Below are 17,808 nucleotides of genomic sequence, written 5' to 3'. Positions count from 1 at the left end.
GTTAGCTCGTTTTATTTGGAGCAGAAATGACAATCAAGACCCTCTGCGTATTTGGAACGCGGCCCGAGGCCATCAAGATGGCCCCTTTGGCGCTTTCCCTGGCAGCTGACGAACGCTTTGACTCCAAGGTATGCGTTACCGGCCAGCACAGGCAGATGCTGGACCAAGTGCTTGACCTGTTTGAACTGAAGCCAGACTTCGACTTGAGTGTGATGAAGCCAGGGCAGGATCTCACAGCGGTAACGACCGCCATTCTGACGGGAATGAAAGAGGTGCTGGCGAACTGCAAACCGGACGTCGTTCTGGTCCACGGCGATACCGCCACCACATTTGCCGCGAGTCTCGCTGCTTACTACCAGCAAATTCCGGTCGCGCATGTGGAAGCGGGGCTGCGTACGGGCAATCTCTATTCACCTTGGCCGGAAGAGGCCAATAGAAAGCTGACGGGTGCCTTGGCGACGCTGCATTTCGCACCTACCGAGAATTCGAAGGCCAATCTCTTGCGTGAAGGGGTCGACCCCAAGTCAATTCATGTCACCGGCAATACGGTCATCGATGCATTGCTGGAAGTGATCGAGCGTCTTGATACGGATGTGGCGCTGGGTCAGCAAGCGGCCGCACCTACTGCATTCCTCAATCGGGACCGCAAGCTGATCCTGGTTACCGGCCACCGCCGTGAAAGTTTTGGCGGAGGCTTCGAGCGGATATGCCAGGCCCTGCTGGAGACGGCCAAACAGTATCCCGACGTGAATATCGTCTATCCGGTGCACCTCAATCCCCAGGTGCAGGAGCCCGTCAATCGCCTGCTGGCAGGGGTTGATAACATTCACCTGATCGAGCCACTCGATTACTTGCCTTTCGTATACCTGATGAGCCAGGCACATATCATCTTGACCGATTCAGGCGGCATCCAAGAGGAGGCCCCGTCGCTGGGTAAACCGGTGCTGGTCATGCGCGATACCACCGAACGCCCGGAGGCTGTATCGGCAGGTACGGTCAAGCTGGTCGGTACCGATGTGGCAAAGATAGTTGAGGAGTTGGATATCCTATTGACTGACAACAACGCATACCAGTCGATGAGCTTTGCGCATAATCCGTACGGCGATGGCAAAGCCTGCCAGCGTATCTGCTCGACGCTCACTGACTTTCTTTCCTGACAAACCTGATGGTTTTGTATTTCTGCCTGATTTGCTCTAAGTGGAATAATCATGTCATTTGAAACAATTTCGGTCATCGGTCTCGGTTATATCGGACTGCCTACCGCGGCAGTTTTTGCTTCTCGAAAGAAAAAGGTCATTGGTGTCGATGTAAACAAGAAGGCGGTGGATACCATCAACCGCGGTGAAATTCATATCGTCGAACCAGATCTGGATATGATCGTCCACGCGGCCGTGACCGAGGGGTACCTGAAAGCCGTTACGGTTCCCGAGCCTGCGGATGCCTTTCTGATTGCCGTACCCACACCGTTCAAAGGCGATCATGAACCGGACCTTGGTTATATCGAATCCGCCAGTAAGGCCATCGCTCCGGTATTGAAGAGGGGAGATCTGGTTATTCTGGAATCCACCTCTCCGGTTGGCGCCACCGAGCAGATGGCCGCATGGATGGCAGAGGCACGACCGGATCTGACCTTTCCACAGACCCACGGTGAAGAGTCTGATGTCCGCGTTGCACATTGCCCCGAGCGTGTTCTACCCGGCCACGTCCTGCGTGAGCTTGTACAAAACGACCGGGTGATCGGTGGCATGACTACGAAGTGCTCAGCCAAGGCGGCAGCACTCTATAAAACCTTTGTGGAAGGCGAGTGCGTCATGACCAATGCGCGCACAGCTGAAATGTGTAAGTTGACGGAAAACAGCTTTCGGGACGTCAATATTGCTTTCGCAAATGAACTGTCGATTATCTGTGACAAGCTAGATATCAATGTCTGGGAATTGATTCGTTTAGCCAATCGCCATCCGCGCGTCAATATCCTTCAGCCCGGTCCTGGCGTAGGGGGGCACTGTATTGCTGTAGACCCCTGGTTTATTGTCAGCAAAACTCCTGAACAAGCCCGTCTGATCCGAACCGCTCGCGAAGTTAACGATGGTAAACCCCAATGGGTATTAGGTAAAGTCAAACAGGCTGTTGCCGAATTTCTACAAATTAATCCGGAAAAGACTGCAAGAGAAGTCACCATTGCCTGTTTTGGTTTGGCATTCAAGCCAGATATTGATGACTTGCGAGAAAGCCCGGCAGTTGCCATTAGTCAGCAAATTTCAGCAGCGCATCCTGGGTTGGTAGCGGCAGTGGAGCCTAATATCGAAGAATTACCAGCTAAGTTGGAAGGGGCCCTCAAGCTTGCGAGTGTGGAGGAGGCGCTAACCGAGGCAGATATTATCGTTCTATTGGTGGATCACAAGGAATTCAAGGCAATTCCGGCGAGCAACCTGAGCAGCCATAAAGTCGTCGATACGCGAGGCGCGTGGACGGTATGAATCTAGTAGGCAGAGCAACCTACCAAGATTTTAATGGTTCTAACTTAACATTTCCATAAAGAAGATAATTCTACCAAATAGGATTGAATATGAAGTTAAGTTTCGAAGGGGCGCTGGCTGGGCATTCTGCAGCACTGGCATCATTACCTGCGCTGTCTTCAGTTATTGATGCGGCAACAGCTGAGCTTGCCGCTGCAGCAAAAAACGGTGGGGTTATCTATTGGTTGGGGAACGGTGGCAGTGCTGCCGATGCGCAACATTACGCAGCAGAGTTGATGGTGCGCTATACACGCAACCGTGAACCCATCGCCTCAATAGCATTGACTACCGACACATCACTCCTCACGGCTCATAGCAATGATTATGAGTATGAGACAGTTTTTTCCAGGCAGGTAAAAGCCTTGGTGACAGAAAAGGATGTTGTTGTGGGTATCAGCACTTCCGGTAACAGTGAGAACGTGTTGCTTGCATTGCAGGAGGCCAAGTCAAAAGGTGCCGTAACTATTGCATTGCTGGGGAGGGATGGTGGAAGGATTGCATTGAAAGTGGATTATCCAATTATTGTTGAAAGCACCACAACAGCTCATATTCAGGAATGTCATTTAATAATTGGGCATTACATGTGTGATTGTGTAGAAAATAGATTTTCCGACATTTAATGATGCTCAGGTCTATTCTTATCAGTAATGGCGCCTTTGTCATTAAGGCGTTTTTTGCATTTGCGTTAACTACGTATCTTGCAAACTCGATGAAGACAGAGGATTTCGCGACGTGGTCTATTTTGATTAGTGTCTCAATGTTCTTTACGCTTTCTGATTTCGGTGCTGGCCAATATTTGCTGAGAAGGTTTGTAGCAGGCATTGGTGTTGAGGGGTTTGAGTTAGAAAGGAAAACATTAGTTCTTAACTCAAAGGTTGTGTTTTTGATAGTTTCTGTTTTTTTTATGTTTGTTTCGATCTTTGTTGCCGGCTTTTATCCAGGCCTGAATGAGTTAAAGCAGTCGGCATTGCTTTTGTTTTTCGTATTGGTACTTGCGCGAACTTTTTTTACGCCATATCTGGCTTTGTTGTCTGCTTATGAATTTTTTCATCTGCGTAAAGTTATTGAGGCTACTACTTATGTGGCGGCGTTTCTAGTTGTCTATTTGGCTTCAAGTTTTGACTTCTCGGTTGCAGCAATTATTAATGCATACGCTATCGTGTTTTTTGTGGGAGCTGTTGCTCCTTTTTTTCTGTGCAGGCATTTGAAGCTGATTTCAGGTTTTGCTGGGTTTGATAGTGTATCTAAAAGCGTAGTGACAGAAATACTGGTCTCTTCAGTACCGTATTTCATTAATAATTTGAGTTTGCTGGTGACTCGAGGAGGGTTGGTTTTTTTTGCAGGGCTGTTATTGATAGACACTGAAGTTGTTGTCTTGGCAATTTATTATGCGTTATTCTATCAGGTTGTTTTTCAGTTTTTTGATATAGTTGTAAGAAGTCTGCAGCCAAGGGCTCTAAGTAATCCTAGAGGCTATAAAAAAGCTGAGTTTCTTCTTTATATATTTCTTGTTTGTTTTGTTTTTTGTGGGGCTTTTGGGGGTGAGGTCATATTAGGTCTTCTCTATCCGAAGATTTCTTTCGAATATAGCTCTATGCTTATATTTATTGTTTTGGGTGCGGTCGAGATTTTATTTTCGATGATGAATGCAAAGTGGCAAATGGATAGTAGGTTTAATGGCTTGGTCGCGCTCTCTTCTATGGTGAAAGCCATAATGTATTTGGTTTTTTTTGTGTTGTTTAGCTTTGGTTATACCTCAGATACATTACATGGCTTCCTGCTTGGGGTGCTGTGGATAAATATTTTCGTTGTTTCAGTATCAGCGCTGTTTCAGTATGTCAAAGGAATTCATCGTTATGAAGCCTAAGCGGTTGCATGTTGTGAATACACATGGCATAGGTGATGTTGTGATGACATTGCCTATGCTGATGGCTGCGCATGGCTCTGGCTTTCATCTTTCAATGACTGTTAAGTCTCGTTCTGAAGCGCAGGTTATTAGTTGTCTGCTTGCTCCGCACAACGTTCACATAGAGTTTGTTTGTTACCAGGATTTTTCAAGAAAAGGGCTTTTGGGTAATTTTAAGTTAATTTGTAGTATTCGTAAGTTAAAGCCGACACATGTAGTTCCAACATTTTCGAGTAATAAGTTCCGTTATAATATGCTTGCTTGGGCTTCAGGCGCAAAGAATAGAGTTGGGCTGGGCGGTCCGCTTGCTTTTTTGAATCATTCTAATGTTGCTTTCCTTGAGGGGATTCATAAAGTTGAGAAGAACGTAAGTGTGCTTGAGCAAGCTCTGAGTTTTTGGTCGTTGCCGTTATGTTTATTGACACCATTACAATTGCCGGTTTTCCAGGTCAGTGTAAAAAGTCAAGCAGCGCTGCTTTCTAAGCTTGGTGTCAAAGATAGGCCGTTGGTGTGCCTTGCTCCAGGCTCAGGAGTCATCGAAAAGCATAAACGCTGGCCAATCGAAAATTACGCTCAATTGGCAAATATATTGCTTAAGAATAATTTTCAGGTTGCGGTTGTTGGCGGCCCTGGCGAAGAAAAATTGGGTTTGAAGATAAAAGAGATTGTTGGCGATGCGGAAGGGTTTTTTGATATTACGGGACAGCTTTCCATTTTGGAGACCTTACTATTTTTAAATTATTCAAGCTGTGTTGTTGCAAATTGCAATGGTGTTTCTCATATGGCAGCAGCGGTGCAAACTCCAGTGCTGGGCATATATGGTCCAACTGATCCAGCACTCACAGGCCCTTTTGCAAAAAAATTTACTCCAGTTACCCATGATATCCAATGTAGACCTTGCTATGGGTATGGTTATATTCAAGGTTGTGGTAATCCTATATGTATGTCTAGTATCTCGGTTAATCAAGTTTGGGTTGCTCTGAAAGGTTTTCTATGATCCTTCTATATTGCTTTTTTGCATTGATCTTGATCTTGATCTTGTGCTGGATTGAAACTCGTAAAAATAATAACTTTTTCACTTTCCCTTTTCTTTTTCTTGTTTTTCATTGTATGTATTTTATTTTTACACCCGCTTCCGGGATTTTGTCGGGAAAAGTTTTTTCAGAGACTGAAGTTTTGGGTTTTGGGTTTGGATTAGTAACTGCTGCTTTGTTTTTTTCAGGAGTTTTATTTTTCTATACCTTGTTCTGGCCAAGTCTTTGCATTGAAAAGGTGGGAGGCTTTTCTGTCCCCCGTTTGAGATTTCAAAGCGTTCATTTTTTTACCTTCTTATCTTTTTTAATTCTGCTAATTTTTTTGTCAAAAGATGCGGGTGGCTTGATTGGATATTTTCAATTAAGTTACGCAGGTAGAATAGAGAGTGAAACCTTATTTAGTGAGCTTGCTATAGTTTCGTTCTCTGCTTTTTCTGCGCTATCAATTGTCGTTTTTTTTCTCACGGATAAATTTAAATTTTCAATTATTTTTATTGTTTTTGTTTCGCTTTTTTTTATTTTTATAGGAAAGCGTATGCCAATGATGGTGCCTCTTTTTGTTTGGATATTTATTGCGGCTGAATTCGGTAAGATTACTAACGGTAAAATAGTTTTATTGTTAGTGTCTTTGTTTTTATTTGGTTTGATGTATGGGTATTTTCGTCACTTTTTGTCCTTTTCAAGCTTCTCCGAATTTGAGCTTTCATCCGTATTGGAGCGGTTTGATATTTCTGGTGGGGAGTTTGCAAGTCAGTTTAAAAATATGGCGATTTTGATAGATCAAGATCTTGCTGCAACTGCTCTTGGTGCATCTTTTTTGAAGGCTCCTCTTTTCTTATTGCCAGGTTCTTTAATTGACCGTGGGGAAACGCTTTCTGAGTGGTTTGCTAGAATTTATTTTCCAGAGCTTTACCAAATTGGTGGTGGAGTAGGGTTCTCTTTTATGGGTGAGCTGTTTCTGAATTTCGGCAGGGCAGGGTTCTTATTCTATTTTTTCATAGGGTTTTCATTTGCGGCTTTTTCAAAGATGTATAGACGTTTGAGGTCTGTTTTGAAATATTTCATTTTTCCTATTGCATTGTCATCCTTGACTTTAGTATTCCATAGGGTTGAGTCTGCGGGGGTGTTAAAGGGGCTGGCTATGATTTACTTCTTTGTTTTCTTTATGCTTTTTATTTTCTATATGAAGTATATTTTCTTTAAGTCGGCATCGTTGATGCGAGCGTATCGAGTGGATAGCATATGAAACAAGTTCTTCAAGATATGGCGAAAGGCGCTACTACGGTGACTGAGGCGCCAGCACCACAGATGTCCCGTGAAAGCCTGATAATTAATACCCGTATCTCACTAATCTCCGCAGGTACCGAGCGTATGTTGGTCGGATTCGGGAAGGCATCAATGCTGGAAAAGGCTCGCCAGCAGCCAGATAAGGTGAAGATGGTTCTGGAAAAGGTTGCCACCGATGGCCTGATGACAACCTTAGAGGCAGTACAGTCCAAACTGGCTCAGCCTTTACCGCTGGGATACTGCAGTGTTGGAGTCGTGTCCGAGGTTGGCGCGGGTGTCGTGGGCTTCAAGGCTGGTGATCGCGTTGTGTCCAACGGTCCCCATGCTGATGTGGTAAAGGTTCCGAAGAACCTTTGTGCACGTATTCCTGATGAGGTAGACGACGAGTCTGCGTCTTTTGTCGTAGTAGCCAGTATCGGCTTGCAGGGCATCCGTTTGGCCCAGCCGACTCTGGGCGAGGCTTTCGTTGTTACCGGTGTGGGCCTGATTGGTCTGCTAACCGTGCAGCTGTTGCGTGCTCACGGTTGCCGCGTATTGGCCATTGATTTCGACGAATCCAAACTTGAACTGGCTCGCCAGTTCGGCGCCGATACATGCAATCCCGGCAAAGGTGAGGACCCAGTGACTGCCGGCATGGCTTTCAGCCGCGGTCAAGGTGTTGATGGGGTGATAATCACCGCTTCAACCAAGACCAGCGACCCGGTAACTCAGGCCGCACGGATGAGCCGTAAGCGTGGGCGGATTATCTTAGTAGGCGTCACTGGATTAGAGTTGAATCGGGCCGACTTCTATGAGAAGGAGCTGACCTTCCAGGTTTCCTGTTCCTATGGTCCTGGTCGCTATGATCCGAACTATGAGGATAAGGGACAGGATTATCCGCTGGGTTTCGTCCGTTGGACTGAACAACGGAACTTTGAAGCGGTGCTGGATATGTTGGCTAGCGGTCAGCTTGATGTGAAACCGCTGATCACTCATCGCTTCGCTTTTGAGGACGCGCCGCAAGCCTACCAGACCTTGACTGAAGATAAGGCCGGCCTCGGTATTCTTCTTCAGTACACCTCTGATGTAGCCGAACGCTCCGTTCGAAAAGTGGCACTAACGGCGGCTCCCACCTTCGATGCACAACGACCCGTGATGGGCTTTATCGGTGCGGGTAACTATGCCTCACGAATGCTGATTCCGGCCTTCAAAGCAGCCGGTGCCCAATTCCATACAATCGCTACCGCCGGCGGTATCAACGGCGTGATACACGGCCAGAAGGCGGGTTTTGCCGAAGCTACTACCGATACGGGCGCGATGCTCGCCGACCCGGCCATCAATACCGTAGCCATCGTCACTCGCCATGACAGCCATGCCCGTTTCGTCGCCCAGGCGTTGCAGGCTGGCAAGAACGTCTTTGTTGAAAAACCGTTGGCTATTGACTTCGCCGGGCTGGGCGAGGTGGAGGCGGCCTACGCTGCAGCTCATGCTGACGGTGGTGGTCCGCAACTGATGGTTGGTTTCAATCGCCGTTTCTCGCCGCAGATACAGAAGATGAAAGCGTTGCTTGCGCCGCTGCAGGAACCGAAATCTTTCATCATGACCATGAATGCTGGCGCCATTCCGGCTGATCATTGGACTCAGGACAACGCGGTCGGGGGCGGGCGAATCATTGGTGAGGCCTGTCACTTTATCGATCTGATGCGTTTCCTGGCGGGCAGTAAAATCGTTTCGATACAGGCGCGACGAATGGGGGATGCTCCCGGCATAGCCATCACCGAAGACAAGGCTTCGATTACTCTCGCCTTCGAGGATGGCTCCTTCGGTACCATTTTGTATCTGGCTAACGGTGCCGCCAGTTTCCCGAAAGAGCGCGTCGAGGTGTTTGTTGCCGGCCGTGTGCTTCAGCTGGATAACTTCCGCAAGCTCAAGGCATATGGCTGGCCGGGCTTTTCCAAGCTCAACCTGTGGAAGCAGGACAAAGGGCAGGGTGCGTGTGCGGCTGCCTTCCTAAAGGGCATCGAGCAGGGTAAGGCGGCGATCCCGGCGGATGAGATCTTTGAGGTTGCGCGTACCACTATTGAGGTCGCCGAGTTGTTGCGTGACCAGTAACTATTCCCGCAGTGGACATATTCTTGCGGGGCTAAAGCCCAGGTTTTCTTCGAATGACGACTTTAAGAAAGGCGCGGACTGCTCTCGCGTTGGGCATACCCAATCTTGCACGCGTAGCGTCCTATCGTCTAGGCGTCAGGGCGGGTTTGAACCCGGTACGGCGCCTGGCTGGTGGAATTATCCAAGGGGTATTCTTCCAGCCTGCCAAGCAAGAGCCTCTTGATTTACCAGTTTCACAGCAGTGGCAACAAACGGCGCTGTTGTTTGGTTATTGGCCTTTCACCATAGCTGCGAGTGCTCCCAACTGGCATATCAATCCATTGAGCGGTGCCCGGATCGCTAAGCCACAAGCTAATTGGTGGCAGATTCCTGACTTCGATCCGGTTGTAGGCGATATCAAACCATTTTGGGAGGCCTCAAGATTCGATTGGGTATTGGCCTTCGCTCAACGTGCAAGGGCAGGTGATACAGCATCGTTTGATCGTTTGAACGCATGGTTGGCCGATTGGTGTGTACAGAATGCCCCTTATAAGGGGCCTAACTGGAAATGCGGACAGGAAGCCTCAATTCGTGTGATGCATCTGGCAATGGCTGCGTTGCTACTGGAGCAAAGCGGTTCCACGACACCGTCATTGCTGGAGCTTATACGCCTGCATCTGCAACGCATCGCACCAACTCTGCGGTACGCCATAGCCCAGGACAATAATCACGGTACCTCCGAGGCTGCGGCGCTCTTCATCGGTGGCAACTGGTTGGCTACACATGGGGTTCGAGAAGGCGAGCGTTGGCAACAGCTAGGTCGTAAATGGCTGGAGAATCGGGCTGCGCGCTTGGTCGGTGAAGACGGCAGTTTCAGTCAGTATTCGTTGAATTATCACCGCGTCATGCTTGATACATTTTGCATGGTTGAGATATGGCGCCAGCGTCAGGCCTCGTCACGTTTTTCTCCACGCTGGTACGCGCGATCTCTGGCGGCTGCCCGTTGGCTGTATGCGATGGTCAATGCCGAGAACGGTGACGGTCCCAATCTTGGCGCCAATGATGGCGCACGCCTTCTGCAGCTAACCGATACCGATTACCGTGACTTCCGTCCCTCAGTACAGCTCGCTATGGCTTTGTTTGCGAATGCTCGTGCCTACGAGACAGAAGGGGTATGGAATCTTCCTTTGCGTTGGCTTGGGGTCGAGTTACCACAAGTGCTGGCGGAACAGCCGGGCAGCTGCCAGTTCGACAACGGTGGTTTTGCTGTGCTGCGGCGTGGGGCGGTCATGGCAATGCTGCGATATCCAAGGTTCCGCTTTCGTCCTAGCCAGGCGGATGCACTGCATCTGGATTTGTGGCTTGGGGGACGTAATCTGCTCCGCGATGCAGGTACCTATAGCTACAACACTGAAGCACAGTGGTTGAGCTATTTCCCCGGCACTGCCAGCCATAACACCGTACAGTTCGATGATCGCGATCAAATGCCCCGTCTGAGCCGTTTCCTGTTTGGTGACTGGCTGAAAACCTCATACCTGGAGCCTATCGGTGAACAGGTAGGGGCCATCAGTTTTGCCGCGGGTTATCGGGATGGGCACAGAGCGAGTCATCGGCGTGGCGTTCGCCTGCATGATGACTCACTGGTGGTGAACGATCAGGTCGGTGGCTTTCGACACAAGGCTGTGCTGCGCTGGCGTCTGGAGCCTGGTCAGTGGCTCATCGAGGGTAATGCTTTGAGTAACGGCGAGCATGTCATGCAAGTGCATGCCTCGGTACCTATCGTGCGGTTTGAGCTGGTTGGTGGCTGGGAATCGCGCTATTACCTGGAAAAAAGCCAAGTGCCTGTGCTGGAGGTGGAGATACACCAGCCGGGCTCGTTTATCACGGAGTATCGTTGGGCCTCATGAAAGTCCTTTATTTTCACCAACACTTTTCGACCCCGAAAGGATCAACGGGTATACGCTCCTATGAAATGGCTCGTCGCCTTGTCGCGCGGGGCCACCAGGTGACCATGGTCTGTGGCAGTTACGGTGGTGGAGAAACTGGAATAGCCGTGCCGTTCGTTAACGGGATGCGTCGTGGCGAAGTGGACGGTATCGATATCATTGAGTACGACTTGGCTTATTCCAACAGCGATGGCTTTTTTAAGCGCTCCATGACTTTTGTAAAGTTCGCTCTGCGCAGTATCGGCGTAGCACTGACCGCACGCTATGACTTGGCTTTCGCTACTACCACTCCCCTGACGGCTGGTATTCCAGGCATCTTTGCTCGCTGGTTTCGTGGGAAACCTTTTGTTTTTGAAGTTCGCGATTTATGGCCGGAGCTTCCCAGAGCTATGGGGGTGATTCGTAACCCATTGGTACTGGGAGCCATGTCGGTTCTGGAATGGGTCAGTTATCGCTCGGCTCACCGTCTGGTGGGATTGTCGCCAGGTATTGTCGATGGGATTGCTAGGCTCGGCGTACCGCGTGAGCGTATTGCATTGATACCCAATGGCTGTGATTTGGATATCTTCGCTGGAGAGGTTGAACCTTGGCGGCCGTGGCAGGTGAAATCCGATGATCTGCTCGCGGTGTTCGCTGGAACTCATGGCGTTGCCAACGGACTGGATGCGCTCTTAGATGTTGCGGCTGAACTGAAAAAGCGTGACCGGTCAGATATAAAGTTAATGCTTATTGGCCAGGGTAAGCTAAAACCTGCTCTACAGGATCGGGCTATCCGAGAGAACTTGGATAATATCGTTTTTCATGATCCCGTTAACAAGGCTCGCCTTTCTGGCTTGATGGCTGGAGCTGATGTAGGCTTGCAAACCTTGGCAAATATTTCAGCCTTTTATTATGGGACGTCACCTAACAAGTTTTTTGACTATATCGCAGCTGGTTTGCCGGTACTTAACAATTATCCAGGTTGGTTGGCTGCGATGATACGGGACAACCAGTGTGGTTTCGCCGTCGAGGCGGAAGACCCGCAAGCCTTTGCTGATGCCCTAGAACAGGCTGCTAACGACCGGGCTGTACTCAAGGCCATGGGTGTGCGTGCTCGTGAGTTGGCGGAGCGTGAGTTCAATCGCGAGCAGTTAGCTAATCGATTCGTCGATTGGCTGGAAGGAGTGAAGCAGTGATCAAGCGTCTTTTTGATATCGTTGCTTCTGCTCTTGGTTTGTTGCTGCTATCCATAGTTATTGCCGTTGTAGCCTGGAAAATTCGCCGCAAGCTCGGCTCGCCGGTGTTGTTTCGCCAAGTGCGGCCGGGCCTTGATGGTCAGCCGTTCGAGATGATCAAGTTCCGCACCATGCGCGATGCCGTGGATGCCCAAGGCAATTCGCTGCCCGACTCCGAGCGTATGACTCCGTTTGGTAGCTTTCTGCGTGCTAGTAGCCTTGATGAATTGCCGGAGCTGTGGAATGTGCTTAAAGGCGACATGAGCCTGGTCGGTCCGCGCCCACTGTTGATGGAGTATCTTCCTCTCTACAGCGCTGAGCAGTCTCGGCGCCATGAATTGCGGCCCGGTGTCACCGGTTGGGCGCAGGTGAACGGCCGTAACGCATTGAGTTGGGAAGAAAAGTTCAAGCTGGATATCTGGTACGTGGACAACCGTTCCTTCTGGCTGGATCTGAAAATCATTTTCCTGACAGTGAAGAAAGTCTTCATTCGCGAAGGGATCAGCGCCCAGGGAGAAGCAACCATGAGTAAGTTCGAAGGTTCCGTGGATCACATAGAATGAATAAAAGTATCTACGCAGTTTTTGGCGCAAGTGGCTTTGGTCGGGAAGTAATGCCTCTTGTGAGAGCGTCCGTTGGAGATCACCGATTGGTGTTCGTTGATGATAATGCTTCGGTCTCAACTCTGAACGGTCATCAGGTGATGAGCTATGGGGAGTTTCTCGAATTGGATGCGGAGCGCAAGTTCGTCACAATCGCCATCGCTGATGCTCAAGTGCGCGAGAAGTTAACGCATCGCTGCTTGGGTGACGGAATTGAGGTCTTCGATGTGGCTGCGGCTAACGTTGTAGTGATGAATGATGTAGCAGTTGGCCAAGGTATGATTCTCTGTCCATTTACTACCATAACGTCAAACGTAAACATCGGAATATCGTTTCATGCCAATATCTACAGTTATGTTGCTCATGACTGTGTTATTGGGAACTACGTTACCTTCGCGCCAGGCGTTAAGTGTAACGGTAATGTGTTGATAGGGGGCGGTTGCAGAAGCTGAGTGCAACACGGTTATTGATTTGAAGCTGGAGCATGATGCCGCATAGCCATGGCTTCCTGCATCACCTCGCCCATGACTTCGATCGGGCACTTGAAATCGAAGCGTTTACGGGGGCGCATATTCAGCTCCAAGGCGATGGCATTCAATTGCTCTTGACTGTGTACCGACAAGTCAGTCCCCTTGGGCAGGTACTGGCGGATCAGGCCGTTGATGTTTTCGTTGCTACCGCGCTGCCAGGGGCTGTGCGGGTCGCAGAAGTAAATAGCGACCCCTGTCTGCTGGGTGATTTCAGCATGCCGCGCCATCTCCCGGCCCTGGTCGTAGGTCATGCTCTTGCGCATCGCCAGCGGCATGCTGTTGAGCGCTGCACTGAAGCCCTCCATCGCCGAGGTCGCCGTTGCGTCGTTCATCTTCATCAGCATCAGGTAGCCACTGGTGCGCTCCACCAACGTGCCTACCGACGAGGCGTTGGCCTTACCCTTGATCAGGTCGCCCTCCCAATGCCCCGGCATCAGCCGGTCTTCGATCTCTGGCGGGCGAACATGAATGCTGACCATCTCAGGGATCTGGCCGCGCCGATCCACGCCACCAGAGCGCGGCCGGCGCGTCGTCTTGCCTTGGCGCAGGCAGACGATCAGCTCCTTGCGCAACTCGCCGACCGGCAAGGCATAGATCGCGTTATAGATCGTCTCACGACAGACGTAGGCATCTCTGAGGTTGGGTATGGTCATGCTGCGCAGCTTGCCGGCAATCTGCTCGGGAGACAAACGCTTACGCAGCATGTGGGCCACCAGTTCGAAGCGCTCGCTGCCCGGCACAAGCTTGCGCTTGGGGCGACAAACCTGGCGCCGAATATTCATCTGTTGCTGGGCGCAGCGGGCCGAGTAAGCACCACTACTGCCTCGATTGCGCTTCAGCTCTCGGCTGATGGTCGAGGGCGACCTGTCAATCAGGCGAGCAATGCCGCGCAGGCTGAAGCCTTGAGCTTGACTGAGTTGAATGATGGCGCGCTCTTCGACGCTGAGTTCGGAATAGGACATAGGGGCAGCACCGTACCGGAAAGGTCAGGTGTTGCACTCAGTTTTCGCGGCCGCCGGGGATTACGCCTATATTGGCACGGGAGCGATTATCAAGCAGGGCCGGCCGGGGAAGCCGCTACGTATCGGGAAAGGCGCGGTAGTGGGCATGGGCGCGGTGGTGACCAAGGATGTGGCTGATGGCGCTGTTGTAGTAGGAAACCCTGCTAAACCGCTGGCTCGTAAGGGATTGGGAGGCTAGGAGGATGAATGATCGCGCATTGGGCTCAATCCCGTTTGAGGATATCCAACCTGGGATGACGGTCAGTTACTCCCAGACGATCTCGGATGCCGATATAAAAGCCTATGCGGGTTTGTCCGGGGATCACAATCCCGTGCATGTGAATAACGAATATGCTGCGTCATCCCGATTTGGTAAGCGTATAGCCCATGGGCTAATGTCTGCGGGATTTTTTTCGGCGTTGTTCGGCATGCGGCTCCCAGGCCCTGGCTGTGTATATGTTTCGCAAAGTCTAAAGTTCAAGCGGCCTGTTTACATCGATGACACGGTCACGGCGACGGTTACTGTTATGTCTGTAGATCGGGGACAGCGCAAGGTACTGTTTGAAACGGTGTGTACTGTTGGTCGGAAGGTAGTAATTAGCGGCGAGGCGGAAATATACATACCGAAGAGCAAAGTGACTTGAGGCGTATGTGGTTTGCAGTGCAGGGCGATAAGCGTCCTTATGATGTAATTTTTTATAAGGGATATTGACGTGCTGAATACCCCATTTTCCCCTTGGCCAAGCTTCAGCGAGGAAGAGGCCAACGCCGTTCGCGATGTCATTCTTTCCAACAAGGTCAATTATTGGACGGGGCAAGAATGTCGTGAATTTGAGAAAGAGTTTGCGGTATGGGCTGGTACCGAACATGCCATTGCTCTGGCTAATGGCACGGTAGCGCTGGATGTGGCGCTGCAGGCATTGGGCATTGGCGCAGGTGATGAAGTGGTTGTCACGCCGCGCACATTCCTGGCTTCGGTGTCGAGTATCGTCAATGCCGGGGCTGTCCCGGTATTTGCTGAAGTAGACCGTGACTCGCAAAACATAACAGCTGAAACCATCCGCGCTGTATTGACCCCGCGTACCAAGGCAGTGATCTGCGTTCATCTAGCCGGTTGGCCATGTGACATGGACCCAATCATGGCGCTGGCAAACGAGCATGACCTCAAGGTCATCGAGGACTGTGCCCAGGCCCATGGCGCGCGCTACAAAGAGCGCTCGGTTGGCTCGATTGGTCACGTAGGAGCCTGGTCGTTCTGTCAGGACAAGATCATGACTACCGGCGGTGAGGGTGGGATGGTCACCACGAATGACCGGGAGTTGTGGTCGAAGATGTGGTCGATCAAGGATCACGGCAAGAGCTGGGAGGCTGTCTATGAGCGCGAGCATGCGCCGGGCTTTCGTTGGCTGCATGAGAGTTTCGGTACCAACTGGCGGATGATGGAAATGCAGGCCGTCATCGGTCGAATTCAGCTGCGCCGTATGCCTGACTGGCATGCGACTCGTCTGGCCAATTGCGAGCGTATCTGGGCCGTTGCCGAGACCCTGAAGGGATTGCGCGTTCCCGAGGTCCCTCAAGAAGTCGCACATGGGGGTAAGCGTCTAGCCAAGTCACCTTCCCAAGCTGTATCACACGGTGCACGGGTAGGCTGTATCACATGCTGCACGCCTGCTCTGTATCACACGCTGCACGCATAAAAATCAGTGCGAGACTATTACGGGTAGGCTGTTTGGGGTGATACACCGCTGTCGTTATTTGCTTGCCTCAGGCAGGCATCCACTGATGTGGGAGCAGTTGGCCGATCTCGCTCGCCCGTTGCGTCGGCAGGCGCATCAGCACATCTCTCAGATAGGCATACGGGTCGTGACCGTTAAGGCGCGCCGACTGGATCAGGCTCATGATCGCCGCCGCCCGTTTGCCGCTGCGTAGCGAGCCGGCAAACAGCCAGTTCGAGCGTCCAAGCGCCCAAGGCCGGATCTGGTTCTCGACCCGATTGTTGTCGATGGGCACGGCGCCGTCATCCAGGTAGCGCGTCAGCGCTTTCCAGCGTTTAAGGCTGTAGTCGAGTGCCTTGGCGGTCGCTGATCCATCAGGCACCAGGTCGCGCTGGGCCAGCATCCATTTATGCAGCGCGTTGAGGATCGGCGAGGACTTTTCCTGCCGTATCCGCCACCGATCCTCAGCACTCAAGTCACGCGCCTGCCGTTCGATTTCATAGAGGCCGGCGATCGAGTGCAGCGCCTGCTCGGCCAACTGGCTTTTGTTAGCTACGTGCAGGTCGAAGAACTTGCGCCGGGCGTGGGCCATGCAGCCGATTTCGGTGATGCCTTGCTCGAAGCTGGCCTTGTAGCCCGCAAAATCATCACAGACCAGCTTGCCGCCCCAGGAGCCGAGGAAGTTACGTGCGTGTTCGCCAGCGCGGCTCGGGCTGAAGTCGTAGACCACCGCCTTCAGGTCGGCGAAGGGCGTGGTGCAGTAAGCCCAAACGTAAGCCCGATGGGTTTTCTTCTCGCCTGGGGCCAGCATCTGCACCGGGGTTTCGTCGGCGTGAATCACACCTTGCGCCAGTACCGCTTCGCGCAAGGCGTCGACCAGCGGCTGGAGCTGCACGCCGGTTTGTCCGACCCACTGTGCCAATGTCGAGCGCGCGATAGGTAGACCCGCACGGCCAAAGATCTTCTCTTGCCGGTACAGCGGCAGATGGTCGGCGTATTTGGCCACCATGACATGAGCCAGCAGGCCGGCAGTGGGGATGCCCTTGTCGATCACCTGAGCTGGCACCGGTGCCTGGATCAGCGTCTCACACTGGTCGCAGACCCACTTGCCACGGATGTGCCGTTCCACCGTGAAGGTGCCCGGCGTGTAGTCGAGCTTTTCGCTGACGTCCTCGCCGATCCGCTTGAGCTGGCAGCCGCAGGCACACTGGGTGTTGTCCGGCTCGTGATGGATCAGGGTGCGCGGAAACTGGGCCGGTAGCGGCGCACGCTTGGGCTGCTGGCGGGGTTCGCCCTGGGCCGCTGGGGGATTTACGGCTTTCAGTTCTGCCTCGATAGCGGCGATATCGGTGTCGAGCAGTTCATCAAGCAGGCTGATCTGATCGGGGCTCAGTTGCTCACTTCGCTTGGCGAACTTGTGACGCTTGAGGATCGCGATCTCGTGGGCCAACTGCTCGTTGCGGGTCTTGTGGAAGTGAACCTGCTGGCTGAGACCGGATACCTGCTGATCAAGGTGGACGACACGCTCGGCCAACTGCGCGGCCAGTTCGCGCAGTTGCTCGGGGGTCAGATGGTCGAAGGTCGTCGAGGGCATGTGGCCGATTGTGACGGCCCCGTCCTTACCTGACGATAAGGCGTTCGGTGAATTGCCGCGCAGCGATGGTTGATAGCCGATGCGGGTGTTACAGCAGGCTGATCGCGGCGTCCTGCCCCAGCCGTTTCCAAGGCAGGCCGACCACCAGCGCTTGCAACTGCTCGGGGTTCAGCTCGCGCTGCGTGCCCTGCTCGCGACCGGGCCAAACGAAGCCGCCCTCGTTAAGGCGGCGGGCCGCGAGCCAGACACCGAAGCCGTCGTGCACCAGCACTTTCATCCGGTTAGCGCGCTTGTTGGTGAACAGGTAAGCCGTGTGCGGCTGCGCCGCACCGAACACCTGAACAACCCGCGCCAGGGCTGTTTCAGTGCCGGCGCGCATGTCCAGTGGCTCGG

16 protein-coding genes and 1 pseudogene are annotated in these 17,808 nt (G+C 51.9%); 14 read left to right on the top strand and 3 right to left on the bottom strand.

What is annotated here, in order from left to right:
* The first annotated feature begins 26 nt into the window (after positions 1-26).
* From wecB to F753_RS33935, 11 genes are all read left to right on the top strand, one after another.
* Positions 27-1,157, top strand: a complete 1,131-nt coding sequence (gene wecB / locus F753_RS33975; RefSeq protein ID WP_023444986.1) for a non-hydrolyzing UDP-N-acetylglucosamine 2-epimerase — start codon at positions 27-29, stop codon at positions 1,155-1,157.
* 51 nt (positions 1,158-1,208) lie between these two features.
* Complete coding sequence (wecC, locus tag F753_RS33970; protein ID WP_023444985.1) at positions 1,209-2,477, top strand: UDP-N-acetyl-D-mannosamine dehydrogenase; 1,269 nt, start codon at positions 1,209-1,211, stop codon at positions 2,475-2,477.
* 89 nt (positions 2,478-2,566) lie between these two features.
* Positions 2,567-3,136, top strand: a complete 570-nt coding sequence (locus tag F753_RS49060) for a D-sedoheptulose-7-phosphate isomerase (protein WP_084799375.1) — start codon at positions 2,567-2,569, stop codon at positions 3,134-3,136.
* A gap of 137 nt (positions 3,137-3,273) precedes the next feature.
* On the top strand, positions 3,274-4,383 hold the full coding sequence (locus F753_RS33965) for a hypothetical protein (RefSeq protein WP_156924033.1): 1,110 nt from the start codon (positions 3,274-3,276) through the stop codon (positions 4,381-4,383).
* Positions 4,373-5,419, top strand: coding sequence for a glycosyltransferase family 9 protein (locus F753_RS49055; RefSeq protein ID WP_167332062.1), 1,047 nt, complete (start codon positions 4,373-4,375; stop codon positions 5,417-5,419). Before F753_RS33965 ends, F753_RS49055 begins: the two co-directional genes overlap by 11 nt.
* Positions 5,420-5,460: 41 nt before the next feature.
* A complete protein-coding gene (locus tag F753_RS49545; protein ID WP_245218635.1) occupies positions 5,461-6,702 on the top strand; it encodes an oligosaccharide repeat unit polymerase in 1,242 nt (413 codons plus the stop codon).
* The gene (locus F753_RS33950) at positions 6,699-8,834 is read left to right on the top strand and encodes a bi-domain-containing oxidoreductase (protein WP_023444981.1); all 2,136 of its coding nucleotides are present in this window, start codon (positions 6,699-6,701) and stop codon (positions 8,832-8,834) included. The genes F753_RS49545 and F753_RS33950 overlap by 4 nt, the downstream gene beginning before the upstream one ends.
* 53 nt (positions 8,835-8,887) lie before the next feature.
* Positions 8,888-10,720 (top strand): heparinase II/III family protein, encoded by a 1,833-nt coding sequence (locus tag F753_RS0124830; protein WP_031297539.1) that lies wholly within the window; start codon positions 8,888-8,890, stop codon positions 10,718-10,720.
* On the top strand, positions 10,717-11,934 hold the full coding sequence (locus F753_RS33945) for a glycosyltransferase family 4 protein (RefSeq protein WP_031297537.1): 1,218 nt from the start codon (positions 10,717-10,719) through the stop codon (positions 11,932-11,934). Before F753_RS0124830 ends, F753_RS33945 begins: the two co-directional genes overlap by 4 nt.
* Positions 11,931-12,536 (top strand): sugar transferase, encoded by a 606-nt coding sequence (locus F753_RS33940; protein ID WP_023444978.1) that lies wholly within the window; start codon positions 11,931-11,933, stop codon positions 12,534-12,536. The genes F753_RS33945 and F753_RS33940 overlap by 4 nt, the downstream gene beginning before the upstream one ends.
* On the top strand, positions 12,533-13,027 hold the full coding sequence (locus F753_RS33935) for a PglD-related sugar-binding protein (protein WP_023444977.1): 495 nt from the start codon (positions 12,533-12,535) through the stop codon (positions 13,025-13,027). Before F753_RS33940 ends, F753_RS33935 begins: the two co-directional genes overlap by 4 nt.
* Before the next feature lie 11 nt (positions 13,028-13,038).
* On the opposite strand, the gene F753_RS33930 is transcribed toward F753_RS33935, so the two are convergent.
* On the bottom strand, positions 13,039-14,067 hold the full coding sequence (locus F753_RS33930) for an IS30 family transposase (RefSeq protein ID WP_019818564.1): 1,029 nt from the start codon (positions 14,065-14,067) through the stop codon (positions 13,039-13,041).
* A 58-nt stretch (positions 14,068-14,125) separates the two neighbouring features.
* On the opposite strand from F753_RS33930, the pseudogene F753_RS49835 reads away from it, so the two are divergent.
* The 3 genes and pseudogenes from F753_RS49835 to F753_RS33915 form a co-directional block, all read left to right on the top strand.
* Positions 14,126-14,305, top strand: a pseudogene (locus tag F753_RS49835) (acetyltransferase); the annotation flags it as partial.
* Positions 14,306-14,309: 4 nt separating this feature from the next.
* Positions 14,310-14,750 carry a MaoC family dehydratase gene (locus F753_RS33920; RefSeq protein ID WP_023444975.1) on the top strand — a complete coding sequence of 147 codons (441 nt, stop codon included), beginning with the start codon at positions 14,310-14,312 and terminating at the stop codon, positions 14,748-14,750.
* Between the two features lie 69 nt (positions 14,751-14,819).
* On the top strand, positions 14,820-15,803 hold the full coding sequence (locus tag F753_RS33915; RefSeq protein WP_023444974.1) for a DegT/DnrJ/EryC1/StrS family aminotransferase: 984 nt from the start codon (positions 14,820-14,822) through the stop codon (positions 15,801-15,803).
* A gap of 67 nt (positions 15,804-15,870) precedes the next feature.
* On the opposite strand, the gene tnpC is transcribed toward F753_RS33915, so the two are convergent.
* Together tnpC and tnpB are read right to left on the bottom strand one after the other, a co-directional pair.
* Complete coding sequence (tnpC, locus tag F753_RS33910; protein WP_023444193.1) at positions 15,871-17,415, bottom strand: IS66 family transposase; 1,545 nt, start codon at positions 17,413-17,415, stop codon at positions 15,871-15,873.
* Positions 17,416-17,503: 88 nt separating this feature from the next.
* Positions 17,504-17,808: IS66 family insertion sequence element accessory protein TnpB (tnpB, locus tag F753_RS33905; protein WP_023444973.1), on the bottom strand; the 305-nt coding region annotated here is incomplete at its 5' end.

It is taken from the genome of Stutzerimonas chloritidismutans AW-1 (assembly GCF_000495915.1).
Lineage (GTDB): Bacteria > Pseudomonadota > Gammaproteobacteria > Pseudomonadales > Pseudomonadaceae > Stutzerimonas > Stutzerimonas chloritidismutans.
Note: the sequence above shows the minus strand (reverse complement) of the source record. Positions and strands in the feature narration are given on the sequence as shown.

Coding starts and splice junctions, on each gene's coding strand:
- wecB (WP_023444986.1), top strand. CDS start 27: ATGACAATCAAGACCCTCTGCGTATTTGGAACGCGGCCCGAGGCCATC.
- wecC (WP_023444985.1), top strand. CDS start 1,209: ATGTCATTTGAAACAATTTCGGTCATCGGTCTCGGTTATATCGGACTG.
- F753_RS49060 (WP_084799375.1), top strand. CDS start 2,567: ATGAAGTTAAGTTTCGAAGGGGCGCTGGCTGGGCATTCTGCAGCACTG.
- F753_RS33965 (WP_156924033.1), top strand. CDS start 3,274: ATGTTCTTTACGCTTTCTGATTTCGGTGCTGGCCAATATTTGCTGAGA.
- F753_RS49055 (WP_167332062.1), top strand. CDS start 4,373: ATGAAGCCTAAGCGGTTGCATGTTGTGAATACACATGGCATAGGTGAT.
- F753_RS33950 (WP_023444981.1), top strand. CDS start 6,699: ATGAAACAAGTTCTTCAAGATATGGCGAAAGGCGCTACTACGGTGACT.
- F753_RS0124830 (WP_031297539.1), top strand. CDS start 8,888: ATGACGACTTTAAGAAAGGCGCGGACTGCTCTCGCGTTGGGCATACCC.
- F753_RS33945 (WP_031297537.1), top strand. CDS start 10,717: ATGAAAGTCCTTTATTTTCACCAACACTTTTCGACCCCGAAAGGATCA.
- F753_RS33935 (WP_023444977.1), top strand. CDS start 12,533: ATGAATAAAAGTATCTACGCAGTTTTTGGCGCAAGTGGCTTTGGTCGG.
- F753_RS33930 (WP_019818564.1), bottom strand. CDS start 14,067: ATGTCCTATTCCGAACTCAGCGTCGAAGAGCGCGCCATCATTCAACTC.
- F753_RS33920 (WP_023444975.1), top strand. CDS start 14,310: ATGAATGATCGCGCATTGGGCTCAATCCCGTTTGAGGATATCCAACCT.
- tnpC (WP_023444193.1), bottom strand. CDS start 17,415: ATGCCCTCGACGACCTTCGACCATCTGACCCCCGAGCAACTGCGCGAA.